We start from the raw sequence: 14,189 nt of genomic DNA on the forward strand, positions 1-14,189 counted from the left end.
AGTCTCGTTCCCCGAGTTGATCAGAACCCACAGGTCTTGACACGCTCGGTAGTTTTTTGACCAGCAACCTGGAAATGCTCACTCGTTCGGGTTAGCGTTCCGGTTCGGCACTGTCACGTCACGGGAGGCACTCCGGTGCGGAACCCAGTTCATCTCCTGATGCGGTCGGCTCTGCCCGCGGCCAGGGCCGCGGCGGTCGTCGCGATCCCCGTCGCGCTGCTCATCGCGGGCGCGGTCCCGGCGTCGGCCGCGGAGTCGACATCGCGCTCGGAGATGGCGTTCGGTCTTCTGGGCCCGGTCGGCCTGGTCGCCGTCGCCCTCGGCATCGTCGGCATGGCCTTCGGCGTCTTCCGTCAGCGCCGCAAGGCGCGTGCCGCCACCGTCGGCTCTGCCGCTCCTGTCGTCCCGGCTGCCGCCACCCCGGTGCAGCCCGCCGCCGACGTCGCCGCGATGGCCGAGGCCGTGCTCGCCGACGGCGAGGCCCTCACCCACCCGCGCCGCCCCTGACCTGGGCCTCCCTGCCCCCGGATCGCGATTAGGGGGCGAAAGTCGCTCTGCCGGCGGATCGCGATTAGGGGGCGAAAGTCGCTCTGCCGGCGGATCGCGATTAGGGGGCGAAAGTCGCTCCGTCGGATTACTTGGGTAGGTACACCTAGTCCGGCCCGGATTGTTTAGTGGCGCGCTGATCGCCACGCTCAGGTCCATGACGGTGACGCGGCGTCGCAGCCGGCCCGGAGATCCCTTCCCCCGCGCTCTGGACCGGGCGATCACGGACAGCGGTCTCGGTCTCGACCGGATCCGCCACCGGCTCGCCCAGCAGGGCGTCCGGGTCAGTGTCGCGACCTTGAGCTACTGGCGAACCGGAAGAAGCCGCCCCGAGCGGTGCGACTCCCTGAAGGCGGTCGCGCTGCTGGAGCGGCTTTTCGAACTTCCGCGCGGTTCCTTGCTGAACCGGCTGGGCCCGCGTCGCCCCCGGGGACGGTGGGGCGACGCGGGAACCGGATCAGACTCCGGTGTTGGTGCGGATCCAGCTGCGGAAGTAGGGGACGTCCACGTAGATGGACGGCCCGGTCGCGCAGGTGCTGCTGTTGTTCCCGGCGCGGCTCGTGGCGCCGATCAGCTGCCAGACACCGTTGACCTGCTTGATCTGCGGGCCGCCGGAGTCGCCGTAGCAGGCGCCCGAGTTCCCGTTGGGGTTGTTGGTGCAGATCTCGCTGGCGCCGCTGATGCCGAGGCACCGGCTGTCGGAGACGATCGAGGTGTTCAGTTCCTGCAGGGTGATCGGGGCGCCACAGCCACCCTGCGGGGCGCAGGTCTGGCCCCAGCCGATGATCCGCGTCGCGGTGCCGACGGCCCCGGACGCGTCGGCGATCGTGACCGGCGCCTGCGGCACCGCCGTCGAGAGGCGCAGCAGCGCCAGGTCGGCGCTCGGGTGGGCGATCCGCTGGGCGACCCGGGCCACGGTGCCGCCGCTGGTGCGGTTCGTGGTCCCGACGCGCACCTGGTACGGCGTGCCACAGTGCTTCGCGGTGACCACCCAGGTCGAGCTGATCAGTGAGCCACCACACTGGTGGCCGCCGGAGCTCGACTGCTGCGACACCATGAACGAGTAGACCTGGGTCGCGTTGCCGCCGCCGACGATGTTCGGCTGGACGCCGCCGGTGGGCTCGGTCGCGGTCGCGACGCCCGGGAGCGAGAACACGGCCGCGGCCGCGATGGCCAAGCCCATCAGCAGGGATCGTGCCTTCATCTGGGTTCTCCTTCGGTGTGGCCGGAAGATCCGGTGCCATGAACGCTAGGAATCGGACTCCTCGCCCAGAACCGTCGGAAGTATGTGGCGTTTAACCGTTTAGACCGTTCGGCCGGGCCGACCTCGGGTGACTCGCCACCGCGCGGCCTGACAGAATCCGGACGTGTCCGACGAACTGAAGCGCCCGCGCGTGCTCTCCGGGATCCAGCCGACCGCCGACTCGTTCCACCTGGGCAACTACCTGGGTGCGCTGCGGCAATGGGTGCGGCTGCAGGACACCCACGACACCTTCTACATGGTCGTCGACCTGCACGCGATCACCGTCGAGCAGGACCCGAAGGTGCTGCGGGATCGCACGCGCCGCTCGGCCGCGCAGCTGCTCGCGCTCGGTGTCGACCCGGCCCGCAGCGCGCTGTTCGTCCAGAGCCAGGTGCCCGAGCACGCCCAGCTGAGCTGGGTGCTGGAGTGCCAGACCGGGTTCGGCGAGGCCAGCCGGATGACGCAGTTCAAGGACAAGGCCGCGAAGCAGGGCACCGATCGCGCCAGTGTCGGCCTGTTCACCTACCCGGTCCTGCAGGCCGCGGACATCTTGCTGTACCAGGCCAACGAGGTCCCCGTCGGCGAGGACCAGCGCCAGCACCTGGAGCTGACGCGCAACCTCGCGCAGCGGTTCAACAACCGCTACGGCAAGACGTTCACCGTGCCGGAGCCGCATATCGTCAAGGACACGGCGAAGATCTACGACCTGCAGGACCCGACCGCGAAGATGAGCAAGTCCTCGTCGACCGGCAACGGCCTCATCGAGCTGCTCGAGGACCCCAAGAAGTCGGCGAAGAAGGTGCGCTCGGCGGTCACCGACACCGGCCGCGAGATCGTCTTCGACGCCGAGAACAAGCCGGGCGTCTCGAACCTGCTGACGATCCTCTCCGCGCTGACCGACCAGTCCGTCGCCGAGCTGGAAACCTCGTATCAGGGCAAGGGTTACGGCGATCTGAAGAAGGGCGTCGCCGAGGCGTTCGTCGAGTGGGTCACGCCGGTCCAGGCACGCGTCCAGTCCTATATGGATGATGTCGCCGAACTCGACAAGGCGCTGGCCCTCGGCGCGCAACGGGCCAGGGAAGTCGCTTCGGTGACGTTGCGGAACGTCTACGAGAACATCGGGTTCCTTCCCCCGGCGGGCTAGCTCGCGTTGCGGGTCGCCTTGGGCGTGGTTAGCGTCTACTGGTGGCGAAAGATGACGGCGCGAAGCCGGAAGAGGACAAGCTGTTACCCCGGCTGAGGCGGAAGTACGGCTGGCTCGATCACCTCATCCGGGCGAACGACGCCTTCACCGAGCGCTACGGCAATCACTACGCCGCGGCCATCACCTACTTCAGCGTGCTTTCGGTGATCCCGATCCTGATGGTCGCCTTCGCGATCGTCGGGATCGTGCTCGCCGGCGACGAGACGGTGACGAACCAGCTCATCGACGGCATCAAGAAGTCGGTCCCGGAAGGGTTGAGCGAACTCGTCAGCGGCATCATCGGCGCGGCGCTGAAGTCCGGCGGCGGCATCGGGGTGTTCGGTCTGCTGCTCGCGCTGTACTCCGGTGTCGGCTGGATGTCGAACCTGCGTGACGCCCTGACCGCCCAATGGGGACAGGAAAAGCAGAAGCTGCCCTTGGTTTCGACGACGATCAAGGATCTGCTGTCGCTGGTCGGGCTCGGCCTCGCGCTGGTGGTCTCGTTCGGTCTCACCGCGGCGGGCAGCGGCGTCGGCCGGTTCCTGCTCGAACTCGTCGGTCTGGAAGAGCAGGCCTGGGCGGTGTTCGTGCTGAAGGTCGCGACGATCCTGCTGGGTCTGCTCGCGAACACGCTGGTGTTCCTGTGGGTCATCGCGAGGCTGCCCCGCGAACACGTCGCGCTGCGCAGCGCGGTCAAGGGCGCGGTGTTCGCCGCTGTCGGGTTCGTCGTGCTCCAGCAGGCCGCGACCCTCTACCTCGGCAGCGTCACGAAATCACCGGCGTTCACGCTGTTCGGCCCGGTGATCGGGCTGCTCGTGTTCGCGAACCTCGTCTCGAGGTTCCTGCTGTTCGTCACCGCGTGGACGGCGACCGCGAAGGAGAACTTGAAGACGGTCATCGAGCCGCCGCCACCGGTGTCCATCCACCCGAGGGTGACCGTCCAGCAAGGGCCTGGTCTGGGCGCCGTCGGTGGCGCCTTCGCGACCGGGGCGCTGCTGGGCTGGATGGGCCGCCGCAAATCCTGAAAACACGAAGGCCGCCTCTCCGAAGGAACGGAGGGGCGGCCTTCGTCGTGCCTACTCGCCGGCCATGGCTTTCTTACGCTGATGCCCGATGACGAACGACGCCACGATGATCAGGAAGACGACCAGGGTGATGATCCACCCGACCGTCCCGAACGGGTCTTCGGCCGCGACGGCGGCACCGCTGTTCGACGCGCCGTCGGCGTTCGGCGCGGCCTTGGCCACGCCCGCGTCCACGGTGTCCGCCGGCTTGTACTCGATCCGCCCGACCGATTCGGCCTTGTCCTCGCGCAGCGCGATGCCGTAGTCGAGCAGCTTCGCGGCCTGTTCGGTCACCCGCGTCGGACGCTGCTCGGCGCGGAGCATCACGACCGCAACCCGGTGACCGTTCTGAAGCGCGCCGCCGACGTAGGTGTGGCGCGAGTCGTCGGTGAAGCCGGTCTTCCCGCCGAGGAACCCGGGATAGGACCCGAGGAGCTTGTTGTCGTTGTAGATCGTGATGGCCGGCTTTCCGGCGGTGGGCGGGATTTCGAAGGACTTGGTCTTGACCACCTGGGCGAATTCCGGCTGTTTCATCCCATAGTGGAAGATCAGGCTCATGTCGTAGGCCGAGGTCGACATGCCGGGACCGTCGAGTCCGGACGGCGTCGCGGCCCGTGTGTCCGTAGCGCCGATGCGGGCGGCGAGGGCGTTCATCTTCCCGATGGTGGCGTCGACGCCGCCCAGCACGGTGGAGAGCGCGTGCGCCGCGTCGTTTCCGGAATGCATCAGCAGCCCGTGCAGCAGTTGGTCCACTGTGTACTGACCACCGGCGGCGATACCGACACAGGTGCACTCCTGCTCGGCGTCCTCCTTGGTCGGGACGACGACCTTGCGTGGCGGCAGTTCGGTGACCACGACCAGCGCGAGCAGGGTCTTGATCAGCGACGCCGGCCGTTGACGGGCGTGCGGATCCTTCGCCGCGATGATGTCGCCGGTTTCGAGGTCCTGCAGGACCCAGGACGCGGCGGTGGTCCCCTCGGGCGGGTTCAGCGCGCGCTTGGGGAGCACCAGCCCGCATTCGGCCATCCGTTCGCCGCCCACCGGGGCGGGCGGGACCGGCAGCGGTGCGGGGACGGCCGCGCCGGGACGCGGTTTCTCGGAGGTGTCGACCGGCGGCGGCGGTACTAATTTGTTCGCGCACGGCTGCGCCTCGGCTGGTGGCTTCGGGGCGGCTGTGGCCACCGGCGTCACCGCGAGGGCGAGCACACCGGAGACGAGGACCAGGAGCGACCGGGAGATAGCGCTGTGCACCCGAGCAATGTAGCGTCGCCGGGCTCGCTGCATACTCAGGGGCATGCGCATTTCGCGAGGTACTTCGATGTTCCTGCTGGGTTTCGGCGTGTGGTCGTGGATCATCTGGATCACGTTCGCCAAGAACCTCTGGGACAGCGACCGCGCCTGGGCCGCCGACGGCTCGCCCACCGCCTACTTCATCGTGCACGCGGTGCTGACGGTCGTCTCGTTCGTGCTCGGCACCATCATCGGCCTGATCGGTCTGCGCACGCTCCGTGGCGCCAAGTCACAGGACGCGGAAAAGGCTGACGCCTGATCAGGTTTGTCGTCCTTTTGACGGTGGTGGCCGGGCTCAGGCTCGCCTACGTTCACTCCACCGAATCATGGAGGTGGAATGTCCCGGATCAGACGCCTGCTCGTCCCCGCGCTCGTCGCGGCGGCGGCGGGAAGTGTGTTCGCGGCCCCGTCGGCGAGCGCCGCGCCGGCACCGCAGTGCGACACCGCGAGCGCGCCGTTCAACTACGTGGTGCTCTACAACCCGCGCACCCCGGAACGCAAGGTCGACAGCGAGCTGCGCGCCAAGTGCGGCGAGAAGGTCGCGTACTACCCGGAGATTGGGGTCGCCGTGGCGACCTCGCGCAACGCCGACTTCCAGGCGAAGATCGGCGTCTTCCGCGCCTACTCGGGCGGCCGTGACGTCGCGTTCCCGCCGGCGGCCACCGCCAGGGCGACCCGCTCCGCCGTGGTCGACACCAAGGAGACCGAAGAGACCACCAGCGTCGCGGTCGAAGAGGACCTGTCAGCCCAGCAGTGGGACATGCGGGCGATCCAGGCTCCCGAGGCGAACAAGATCTCCGGTGGCAGCAGCTCGGTGACCGTCGGCGTGCTGGACTCGGGCATCGAGCCCACCCACCCCGCGCTGAAGGCCGCGCTGGACCCGTCGGTGTCCGCCGGCTGCAACTCGGGCGCGCCCGACACCACGCCCGCCGCCTGGGCGCCCACCAACTCCGACCACGGCACGCACGTCGCCGGGACGATCGCCGGCAAGGACACCGCGCGCGGGTTCACCGGTATCGCGCCGGGCGTCAAACTGGCGTCGGTGAAGGTCGTGAACGACGACGGCCTGATCCTCCCCGAAGCCGCCGTCTGCGGGTTCATGTGGGCGGCGAAGCACCGCTTCCCGGTCACGAACAACAGCTACTACATCGACCCGGGCATGTTCTACTGCTCGAAGGAGCCGGGCGACGCGGCCGCGTACGAGGCCGTCCGCCGCGCGGTGGTCTACTCGACCGGCCGTGGCGTGCTGAACGTCGCCGCCGCCGGCAACAGCGGCTTCGACCCGGACGAGCAGACCACCGACCCGAACCGCCCTCACCCGATCGACGAGAGCTGCGGCATCCTGCCCAAGGCCATCGACGGCGTCGTCAACGTCTCGGCCATCGGCTACGCGGGCACGAAGTCGTCGTACAGCAACTACGGTGACGACGTTTCGGTCACCGCCCCCGGTGGCGACCGCGCCCAGCTGCCGCCCGCCGGACAGGGGGTCGGCTGCCCGCTGTCGACCATCTTCAACGGTGGTTACGGCGCCAAGTGCGGCACCTCGATGGCGTCCCCGCACGCCGCCGGTGTCGCCGCGCTGCTGGCGTCCCGCTACCGCCACGCTCCGCCGCGGCTGCTGAGCTGGCTACTGGAGCACCAGGCCGACCCGATCGCGTGCGGCACCGCCGCGCCGGTCTGTGAAGGCCCGGAGAAGGACAACTCGTACTACGGGCACGGCCGCGTCAACGCCCTGGACGCGGTGAAGTAGTTCCTTTCGATTGCCGGGGCCTGTCCGCGTTTCGCGGGCGGGCCCCGGGTTTTCTGGGTTCAGCTATGTGCGTACTCGTGGGACGCCACCCTTGCGTCCTAGATCAAATGCGATTCTGTAGACATCAGGAAGATCTAATTTTCCGTTTGCTCGACGTGTCATCAAGCCTAAGTCAATTAGTTCGGTAATCAATTTTGGATAACTGTTTGGATTTGCGGGTCCGGTTCGAGCGTCGTCTTCGTCATCCGGCTGCTCTGCAAAATTGGCAAGCATTTCCGACAATTTTACTTCTGTCCAACGAGCAATGACGTCACTTTGCTCAATAGGCACTTGTAGGCCCTGAAGAGGATCGATCGCCGTCTTAATCCATCGAATGTCTTCCTGAATTTCACTCACACGAGTTTGCGAGGCAACCTGGACACCGCGTTTGATCGCGTCCCAGTGCAGCGCAAACTCGTGGGTGGAGTATGTACTCCCAGTGCGTTCGGCGGCAGTTCGAAGTGCGACGAGAAAGCTGCGCGGACTGGTTTGACCATTTCCGTCGGCTAGGTGATTTGGCAGCCACGTGTAGGTGTGACCCTTGCGGTGATTTGTTCCCATGAATCGCCCCGCGAGGCGAATAAATGTCTTCTGCTGGGTCGTCGAGTCTGTTACCAATGGCTCGGGGGGGACATGGCGGTCATTGCGTTCTCGCCAACCCGGTTCCGCTTGGCGAAACAATGCGGCCTCGGATGTGTCAGCATTGCCTAAATGCTGAAATAGTAGGCCGTATAAGCTTACTTGGGACCAAGTTAAGTCAGCGGCGTTTGAGACCAACTTCGACGCGTCCGGAAAATTTCCTTGAGCGCTTTCAAGCATATCATGCCTAATGAATACCTTTGCGCGTAGGTTTCGAGTTGTTAGGCGCAAGTTAAGAGCAAACTCGAGAATTCCGCCCGCTAGCTGATCGGCTTGCCGACGATTATTATGAAGTCGATCGAGTGCGTCGAACAGGAAGAGCTTTGTCGTTCCAGTCTTGCCGGCTTCCTGGTCGGCGTCGGAAAGTGCCACTTCGACCGCTTCTTGATTTTCTTGAAGCCAGGAAGTTCGCGACTCCCATGAGTCAAGATCGTTGACTGCTGGTACGCCCAGTGCCTTGAGAGCTACGACGGTCCAGATGTCGACAGGGGCAACTCCAGCAGAGGTCAATTTTTCAAGTGCCCGTGTGCTTGGGTACTGGGTCGGAGCGAGAGCTGAGCCGTACCCCGCCAGTGACTCGACCTTGAGGAGCCTTGGCAACTGGTAGTCTTTGGCAGCAATTTCCCGTAGATCGGGATTCATGAGAGCCTTAAACCAGTGTGTCTTGCCTACCCCTCGGCCACCCTTTACTACAGTGACGTCAGGCTCAAGTGCGCTCCTGTGACTTCCGGGGGTAAAGAGGGTCTCGCGTTGGACTTCTGTTGTGTCAGAGTCCGCTGTGATAGGAATTGCTTTTTCGAGGAGGTGGCGGTATTGACGAGTTGATAAATCGATCATTGGTCGTATCCAAGAATTAGCTGGGAAGCTGGCAGTAGGAAGTCTTTGAATGCCGCCTGAATAAGTTGTTGACTGTGCCAATGTGGCTGCCTGGTAGGGTCAAGTGCCACAAGATCAGAATTAAAAGAAATAGGCAGTGGTGAATGCGGCGCATTCACATCATCGACTGAGAAGTTGAATGCGTCCAACTCGCTGTCGTCGGTGTCCTCGTACAAGGTTTCAGAGAAAACTTCTTGGGCATGGTCGCGAAAGCTTGAAAGGTAACGATCCCGATCCTTGTCAGGAGTCATGGAGGACACCATTTGGATTCGTTCGCCGAGCTCCCGTGCCTTTCCTGAAATCTTCCATTGCTCAAAAAGTGTGCGATACCCGGTCCATGTTTGCGGATTGTCGGCGCCGAATAGAAAGTTGATCGAGCTAAGCTGGGTGAGGACCACGGCTGCAATGTCGTGGACTCCTGCTCGACTGTCGAGTAGTACGACATCGGGTTTTCTGCTCAGGCTTGTGACGGTATCCTCCGCTTTGCGGATAGCTTCATCTAGCCTTGTTGCGAAACTTTTCGATGGTTGTTCTTCGGTGGCTGGCAGGTCAGCATAAATCCGGTTAAGTTTTGCTAGATAGCCTGAAAGATCCCGTCCTCCGGCGGGGGCTAACCAGGCCTCTCCATTGTTCTTGCCTGTGATGAGTTGGCTCCTGCTTGCGATCTCCAGGCCGTCGGCGTTACCTACCGCGGATTCGACGAGAAAGTCAACTATGCCATATTCGGAAACATTTTGCACGTCTTGGGCGAGCGCGCTGACTCCGGGTGATTCTAAGTCCAGATCTACGACTAGTACACATTTACCGAGATCTGCGAGGTACTGGGCGAGCATAAAAGTTGCGGTTGACCTGCCAACCCCTCCTTTAAAGCCATATACGGCCGCTCTGCACAATCGGGAGGGTGAATTTGATCGAGTCCAGTCGGCCCCGACGACTCCTCTCTCAAGAATGGAAAGTCGACCCGAATTCGAGTCTTCTGAAAGAGTGATCAGATCGTGTGACTTCATGACCGCATCACTCTCGTAAAGCTCGAGCGAGGACACGATTGGATTAGGGGCGGCAAAATTGCCAGCTGCTTCACGGAGCTTTCGAGAAAATTCATCTTTGATGGCGGATGTATCTCCGTCGACAAAAATGGATACTCGACCTAGTATGTCGCGCACGACTACTACGTCGAGGTTGTTTCTACTGATTTCGCTGGCGACTTCGATCGAATTGTTCCAAGCGGCGTCAAACCTTACTGTCATATAATGGCCCCGTTGATTCGCGCCTGTTCGTGCAGGCTAAGGATCCGTCTGGCGTGAGTTAAATGTGCAGTAACTCGAGTCTCGTCGATATGCGTGCCATCGCTGTAGCGTTCGTCGACTTTCCATGAGGAAAATGGGTTTGGCGCAGCGATAAGAGCACTGAATTGGGCGCCATTTCGACCGGTAACTGTTGCGCCAAGCTGATCCCATAGTCGGTCGATGTGGCCGTAGGATCTACTTCCGGAAGGAATATTGTCGTGGGTCGGCTTGCCGCCCGTGGTCAACTTGCCGCCGAGGTATGAAATCAGAATAGCTTTCAGGCCACACTCGGCTGCGAACCCGGTAAGGTGGTCCGCGTTCGCCCAGCGCTTCGCCTCGTGGAGGTATTCCGCATCGTCGAGGTGGCGATGCGCAGCAGGAGCGAACGCAGAGTAGGTGGTAGTCGACACATGCGTCAGGCTACCGCCATGACCAGGCTTAGTTGGGCAGGCTGGCGTGTGGCGCGCTGTCCGAAGGCAGACAGCGCGCCACCGCGAGAAGCGTTTAGACGCGCTTGAAGAGCAGGGCGCGCTTGACCTCTTGGATCGCCTTGGTCACCTGGATGCCGCGGGGGCAGGCGTCGGTGCAGTTGAACGTCGTCCGGCAGCGCCAGACACCCTCGGAGTCGTTCAGGATGTCGAGCCGCTCTTCGGCGCCTTCGTCACGCGAGTCGAAGATGAACCGGTGCGCGTTGACGATCGCGGCCGGGCCGAAGTACGAGCCGTCGTTCCAGTAGACCGGGCACGAGGACGTGCAGCAGGCGCACAGGATGCACTTGGTCGTGTCGTCGAACCGGTCGCGGTCGGCCTGCGACTGGATCCGCTCGCGCGTGGGCTCGTTCCCGTAGGCGATCAGGTACGGCTTCACCGCACGGTACGCCTCGAAGAACGGGTCCATGTCGACGTAAAGGTCCTTGAGCGTCGTCAGGCCCTTGATCGGCGCGATGGTGATGACGGTCTTCTTGCCGCCGGTCTCCAGCAGATCCTTCATCAGGACCTTGCACGCCAGCCGGTTGATGCCGTTGATCTGCATCGCGTCGGAACCGCAGACGCCGTGCGCGCACGAGCGCCGGAACGAGAACGTCCCGTCGATGTAGTCCTTCACGTAGAAGAGCAGGTTCAGCAGCCGGTCGGTGCGCTGCGCCGGGACGTCGTAGGACTCCCAGTGCGGCTCGGTGTCGACCTCGGGGTTGAACCGCAGGATCTTCAGTGTGACGGTGATCGGCGTGTGGTCGGAGGACACGGCCTCCGACTTCTCGGGGGTGGCCGTGGTCATCAGTACTTCCGCTCCATCGGTTCGTAGCGGGTGAAGGTCACCGGCTTGTAGTCCAGTCGGATGTCGGCGGACAGCTCAGAACCCTGCTTGTAGGCCATGGTGTGCCGCATGAAGTTCGTGTCGTCGCGGTTCGGGTAGTCCTCGCGCGCGTGCCCGCCGCGGGATTCCTTGCGCGCCAGGGCGCCGACGACCAGGACTTCGGCGAGTTCGAGCAGGAAGCCCAGCTCGACGGCCTCGAGGACGTCGGTGTTGTACCGCTTCCCCTTGTCCGACACGGTGATGCGGCTGTACCGCTCCTTCAGCGACTGCACGTCGGTCAGCGCCTGCTTCAGCGTGTCCTCCGTGCGGTACACCGAAGCGTGCGAGTCCATCGTCCGCTGCAGTTCGGTACGGATGTCGGCGACGCGCTCGTCCCCGTGCTCCGACAGCAGCAGCGACAGCTGGTCCTCGACGACCTTGGTCGGGTTCTCCGGCAGGTCGACGTGCTCGTGTGCCAGCGCGTATTCGGCGGCGGCGATGCCGGCGCGACGGCCGAAGACGTTGATGTCCAGCAGCGAGTTGGTGCCGAGCCGGTTCGAGCCGTGCACGGACACGCACGCCACCTCACCCGCGGCGTACAGGCCGGGGATGACGTTCTCGTTGTCCCGCAACGCCTCGCCGTGGATGTTGGTCGGGATGCCGCCCATCACGTAGTGGCAGGTCGGGAACACCGGCACCGGTTCGGTGACCGGGTCGACACCCAGGTACGTCCGCGAGAACTCCATGATGTCCGGGAGTTTCGCGTTCAGGGTCTCTTCGGGGATGTGCGTGACGTCGAGGACGACGTAGTCCTTGTTCGGCCCGCAACCGCGGCCCTGCAGCACTTCCTGCACCATCGACCGGGCGACGATGTCGCGCGGCGCGAGGTCCTTGATGGTGGGGGCGTAGCGCTCCATGAACCGCTCGCCGTCGGCGTTGCGGAGGATGCCGCCCTCGCCGCGGACGGCTTCGGAGATGAGGATGCCGAGCCCGGCGAGACCTGTCGGGTGGAACTGGAAGAACTCCATGTCCTCCAGCGGCAGGCCCTTGCGGAAGATGATGCCGAGGCCGTCACCGGTGAGGGTGTGCGCGTTCGACGTCGTCTTGAAGATCTTGCCCGCGCCGCCGGTGGCGAACACGATCGACTTCGCCTGGAAGACGTGCAGTTCACCGGTCGCCAGTTCGTAGGCGACGACGCCGGAGGCGACGGGGTTGCCGTCCTCGTCCGGGGTCAGTACCAGGTCGAGCACGTAGAACTCGTTGAAGAACTCGGTGCCGTGCTTGACGCAGTTCTGGTACAGCGTCTGCAGGATCATGTGCCCGGTGCGGTCCGCGGCGTAGCAGGCGCGGCGCACCGCGGCCTTGCCGTGGTCACGGGTGTGCCCGCCGAAGCGGCGCTGGTCGATCTTGCCCTCGGGCGTCCGGTTGAACGGCAGGCCCATCTTTTCGAGGTCGAGGACCGCGTCGATGGCTTCCTTCGCCATGATCTCGGCGGCGTCCTGGTCGACCAGGTAGTCGCCGCCCTTGATCGTGTCGAAGGTGTGCCACTCCCAGTTGTCCTCTTCGACGTTCGCCAGCGCGGCGCACATACCGCCCTGGGCGGCGCCGGTGTGCGAACGCGTCGGGTAGAGCTTGGTGAGGACCGCGGTGCGGGCACGCTGGCCGGACTCGATGGCCGCGCGCATCCCGGCGCCACCGGCGCCGACGATCACCACGTCGTACTTGTGGAACTGCATGAGGACTCCGCTTAACGTGTGGTGGGCGTCAGTTGGCCGAGATACCGGGATCGAAGGTGAAGATCACCATCGTGCCGACGGCGAGGATCAGCACCATCGAGACGTAGAGCACGATCTTCAGCCAGAACCGGGTGCTGTCCTTGCGGGCGTAGTCGTCGATGATCGTGCGCAGCCCGTTGCCACCGTGGATTTCGGCGAGCCACAGCATCGACAGGTCCCAGAACTGCCAGAACGGCGAGGCCCAGCGGCCGGCGACGAAGCCCCAGTTGATGCGGTGCACGCCGCCGTCGAGGATGTTCATGATGAACAGGTGGCCGAGCACCAGCACGATCAGGGCGAGGCCCGAGATGCGCATGAACAGCCAGCTGTAGAGCTCGAAGTTGCTCCGGCGGGCGGCGGGGCGCTTCGGGGAGCGCGGCTTGTCGAGTGCGAGAACTTCGGATGCCATGGTCAGTTCCCCCCGAAGAGCGTCTCGACGGTGCGCTTCATCATGAAGAAGGCACCGGGAATCATCACCACGACCCAGATGGCCAGGATGGTCCAGAGCATCGGCTTCTGGAACTTCGGTCCCTTCTCCCAGAAGTCGACCAGCATGACCCGGATGCCGTTGAGCGCGTGGAACAGCACCGCGCCGACCAGGCCGACCTCGAGGAGGTTGACCAGAGGGGTCTTGTAGGTCTCGATGACCTCGTTGTACGTGTCGGGCGACACGCGCACGAGCGCGGTGTCGAGGACGTGCACGAAGAGGAAGAAGAATGTCAGCACGCCGGTGATGCGGTGCAGCACCCAGGACCACATACCGGGGTCGCCCCGGTAGAACGTCCCTTGCCGGCGTGAGGCACCCGCCCGATCGCTCGCTGCCGCCTCAGAGGCGGTGCTAGCCGTGGTGGACATCGGTGAACGGCCTCCAACGTCATGGCTTGGGCCCGCTGACCGCTGGTTTCCGCGCCTGCCGCCGGGACGTCCACTGGGGACGGCTCCGGCGACGGTGCCGAGATCATGGTCATCGAGCGTGGATGAAAAAGATGCTAGACCCGGACCTCACGGTGGGCTCACCTCCGGGTTCGTCTGTGTGATGGACCAGACATCACACCCCGTCGCGAGCGGGGGTGGCTGATCCGTCCGGATCCGTCGTCGGTGCCCTGATCACCGGCGCCTGAGCGGCCGGACATCGGATCTCTCTGAGCGGGACATCCACGCTCGCTCGACAGGATCGGCCGAATGAGTCGTCATGTCTGCGAATC

Annotated in this window: 14 protein-coding genes; 5 read left to right on the forward strand and 9 right to left on the reverse strand. The window is 64.3% G+C overall.

The window, feature by feature from the left end; genetic code table 11:
- Positions 1-159 precede the first annotated feature (159 nt).
- Positions 160-507 carry a hypothetical protein gene (locus L324_RS29010; RefSeq protein ID WP_037315723.1) on the forward strand — a complete coding sequence of 116 codons (348 nt, stop codon included), beginning with the start codon at positions 160-162 and terminating at the stop codon, positions 505-507.
- Positions 508-1,003: 496 nt separating this feature from the next.
- Here L324_RS29010 and L324_RS29015 read toward each other — a convergent pair whose 3' ends face one another.
- Positions 1,004-1,750: a S1 family peptidase gene (locus tag L324_RS29015; protein ID WP_037315726.1), complete on the reverse strand. Its 747-nt coding sequence runs from the start codon at positions 1,748-1,750 to the stop codon at positions 1,004-1,006.
- A gap of 163 nt (positions 1,751-1,913) precedes the next feature.
- Between L324_RS29015 and trpS the strand changes: the two genes are divergently transcribed.
- Together trpS and L324_RS29025 are read left to right on the forward strand one after the other, a co-directional pair.
- Complete coding sequence (gene trpS, locus L324_RS29020) at positions 1,914-2,933, forward strand: tryptophan--tRNA ligase (protein WP_037315729.1); 1,020 nt, start codon at positions 1,914-1,916, stop codon at positions 2,931-2,933.
- Between the two features lie 41 nt (positions 2,934-2,974).
- Positions 2,975-3,997, forward strand: coding sequence for a YhjD/YihY/BrkB family envelope integrity protein (locus tag L324_RS29025; RefSeq protein WP_037315733.1), 1,023 nt, complete (start codon positions 2,975-2,977; stop codon positions 3,995-3,997).
- A 51-nt stretch (positions 3,998-4,048) separates the two neighbouring features.
- Here the strand turns inward: L324_RS29025 and L324_RS29030 are convergent, their stop codons facing one another.
- Positions 4,049-5,287 carry a D-alanyl-D-alanine carboxypeptidase family protein gene (locus L324_RS29030; RefSeq protein ID WP_037315736.1) on the reverse strand — a complete coding sequence of 413 codons (1,239 nt, stop codon included), beginning with the start codon at positions 5,285-5,287 and terminating at the stop codon, positions 4,049-4,051.
- A gap of 43 nt (positions 5,288-5,330) precedes the next feature.
- Here L324_RS29030 and L324_RS29035 point away from each other — a divergent pair, with 43 nt between their 5' ends.
- Together L324_RS29035 and L324_RS29040 are read left to right on the forward strand one after the other, a co-directional pair.
- Positions 5,331-5,585 (forward strand): SCO4848 family membrane protein, encoded by a 255-nt coding sequence (locus L324_RS29035; RefSeq protein ID WP_152547033.1) that lies wholly within the window; start codon positions 5,331-5,333, stop codon positions 5,583-5,585.
- Between the two features lie 78 nt (positions 5,586-5,663).
- A complete protein-coding gene (locus tag L324_RS29040) occupies positions 5,664-7,076 on the forward strand; it encodes a S8 family peptidase (RefSeq protein WP_037315742.1) in 1,413 nt (470 codons plus the stop codon).
- 63 nt (positions 7,077-7,139) lie between these two features.
- Here the strand turns inward: L324_RS29040 and L324_RS42545 are convergent, their stop codons facing one another.
- The 7 genes from L324_RS42545 to sdhC all read right to left on the reverse strand — a co-directional run bounded on the left by L324_RS42545 (position 7,140) and on the right by sdhC (position 13,839).
- On the reverse strand, positions 7,140-8,396 hold the full coding sequence (locus L324_RS42545; protein ID WP_152547034.1) for a hypothetical protein: 1,257 nt from the start codon (positions 8,394-8,396) through the stop codon (positions 7,140-7,142).
- 191 nt (positions 8,397-8,587) lie between these two features.
- On the reverse strand, positions 8,588-9,877 hold the full coding sequence (locus L324_RS41795) for a KGGVGR-motif variant AAA ATPase (RefSeq protein WP_081736503.1): 1,290 nt from the start codon (positions 9,875-9,877) through the stop codon (positions 8,588-8,590).
- A complete protein-coding gene (locus L324_RS42550) occupies positions 9,874-10,326 on the reverse strand; it encodes a hypothetical protein (RefSeq protein ID WP_152547035.1) in 453 nt (150 codons plus the stop codon). The genes L324_RS41795 and L324_RS42550 overlap by 4 nt, the downstream gene beginning before the upstream one ends.
- 94 nt (positions 10,327-10,420) lie before the next feature.
- Positions 10,421-11,191 carry a succinate dehydrogenase iron-sulfur subunit gene (locus L324_RS29045; protein WP_037315745.1) on the reverse strand — a complete coding sequence of 257 codons (771 nt, stop codon included), beginning with the start codon at positions 11,189-11,191 and terminating at the stop codon, positions 10,421-10,423.
- Positions 11,191-12,945, reverse strand: a complete 1,755-nt coding sequence (gene sdhA, locus L324_RS29050; RefSeq protein WP_037315748.1) for a succinate dehydrogenase flavoprotein subunit — start codon at positions 12,943-12,945, stop codon at positions 11,191-11,193. The genes L324_RS29045 and sdhA overlap by 1 nt, the downstream gene beginning before the upstream one ends.
- A 28-nt stretch (positions 12,946-12,973) precedes the next feature.
- The gene (locus tag L324_RS29055) at positions 12,974-13,393 is read right to left on the reverse strand and encodes a succinate dehydrogenase hydrophobic membrane anchor subunit (RefSeq protein WP_037315751.1); all 420 of its coding nucleotides are present in this window, start codon (positions 13,391-13,393) and stop codon (positions 12,974-12,976) included.
- Positions 13,394-13,395: 2 nt separating this feature from the next.
- Positions 13,396-13,839, reverse strand: coding sequence for a succinate dehydrogenase, cytochrome b556 subunit (sdhC, locus tag L324_RS29060; RefSeq protein ID WP_081736504.1), 444 nt, complete (start codon positions 13,837-13,839; stop codon positions 13,396-13,398).
- Positions 13,840-14,189 lie beyond the last annotated feature (350 nt).

It is taken from the genome of Amycolatopsis orientalis DSM 40040 = KCTC 9412 (assembly GCF_000478275.1).
Taxonomy (GTDB): Bacteria; Actinomycetota; Actinomycetes; order Mycobacteriales; family Pseudonocardiaceae; genus Amycolatopsis; species Amycolatopsis orientalis.

What these genes read in the sequence shown, in the direction of transcription:
- L324_RS29010 (WP_037315723.1), top strand. Translation starts at nt 160, where the DNA reads ATGCGGTCGGCTCTGCCCGCGGCCAGGGCCGCGGCGGTCGTCGCGATC.
- L324_RS29015 (WP_037315726.1), bottom strand. Translation starts at nt 1,750, where the DNA reads ATGAAGGCACGATCCCTGCTGATGGGCTTGGCCATCGCGGCCGCGGCC.
- L324_RS29035 (WP_152547033.1), top strand. Translation starts at nt 5,331, where the DNA reads ATGCGCATTTCGCGAGGTACTTCGATGTTCCTGCTGGGTTTCGGCGTG.
- L324_RS29040 (WP_037315742.1), top strand. Translation starts at nt 5,664, where the DNA reads ATGTCCCGGATCAGACGCCTGCTCGTCCCCGCGCTCGTCGCGGCGGCG.
- L324_RS42545 (WP_152547034.1), bottom strand. Translation starts at nt 8,396, where the DNA reads ATGAATCCCGATCTACGGGAAATTGCTGCCAAAGACTACCAGTTGCCA.
- L324_RS41795 (WP_081736503.1), bottom strand. Translation starts at nt 9,877, where the DNA reads ATGACAGTAAGGTTTGACGCCGCTTGGAACAATTCGATCGAAGTCGCC.
- L324_RS29045 (WP_037315745.1), bottom strand. Translation starts at nt 11,191, where the DNA reads ATGACCACGGCCACCCCCGAGAAGTCGGAGGCCGTGTCCTCCGACCAC.
- sdhA (WP_037315748.1), bottom strand. Translation starts at nt 12,945, where the DNA reads ATGCAGTTCCACAAGTACGACGTGGTGATCGTCGGCGCCGGTGGCGCC.
- L324_RS29055 (WP_037315751.1), bottom strand. Translation starts at nt 13,393, where the DNA reads ATGGCATCCGAAGTTCTCGCACTCGACAAGCCGCGCTCCCCGAAGCGC.
- sdhC (WP_081736504.1), bottom strand. Translation starts at nt 13,839, where the DNA reads ATGTCCACCACGGCTAGCACCGCCTCTGAGGCGGCAGCGAGCGATCGG.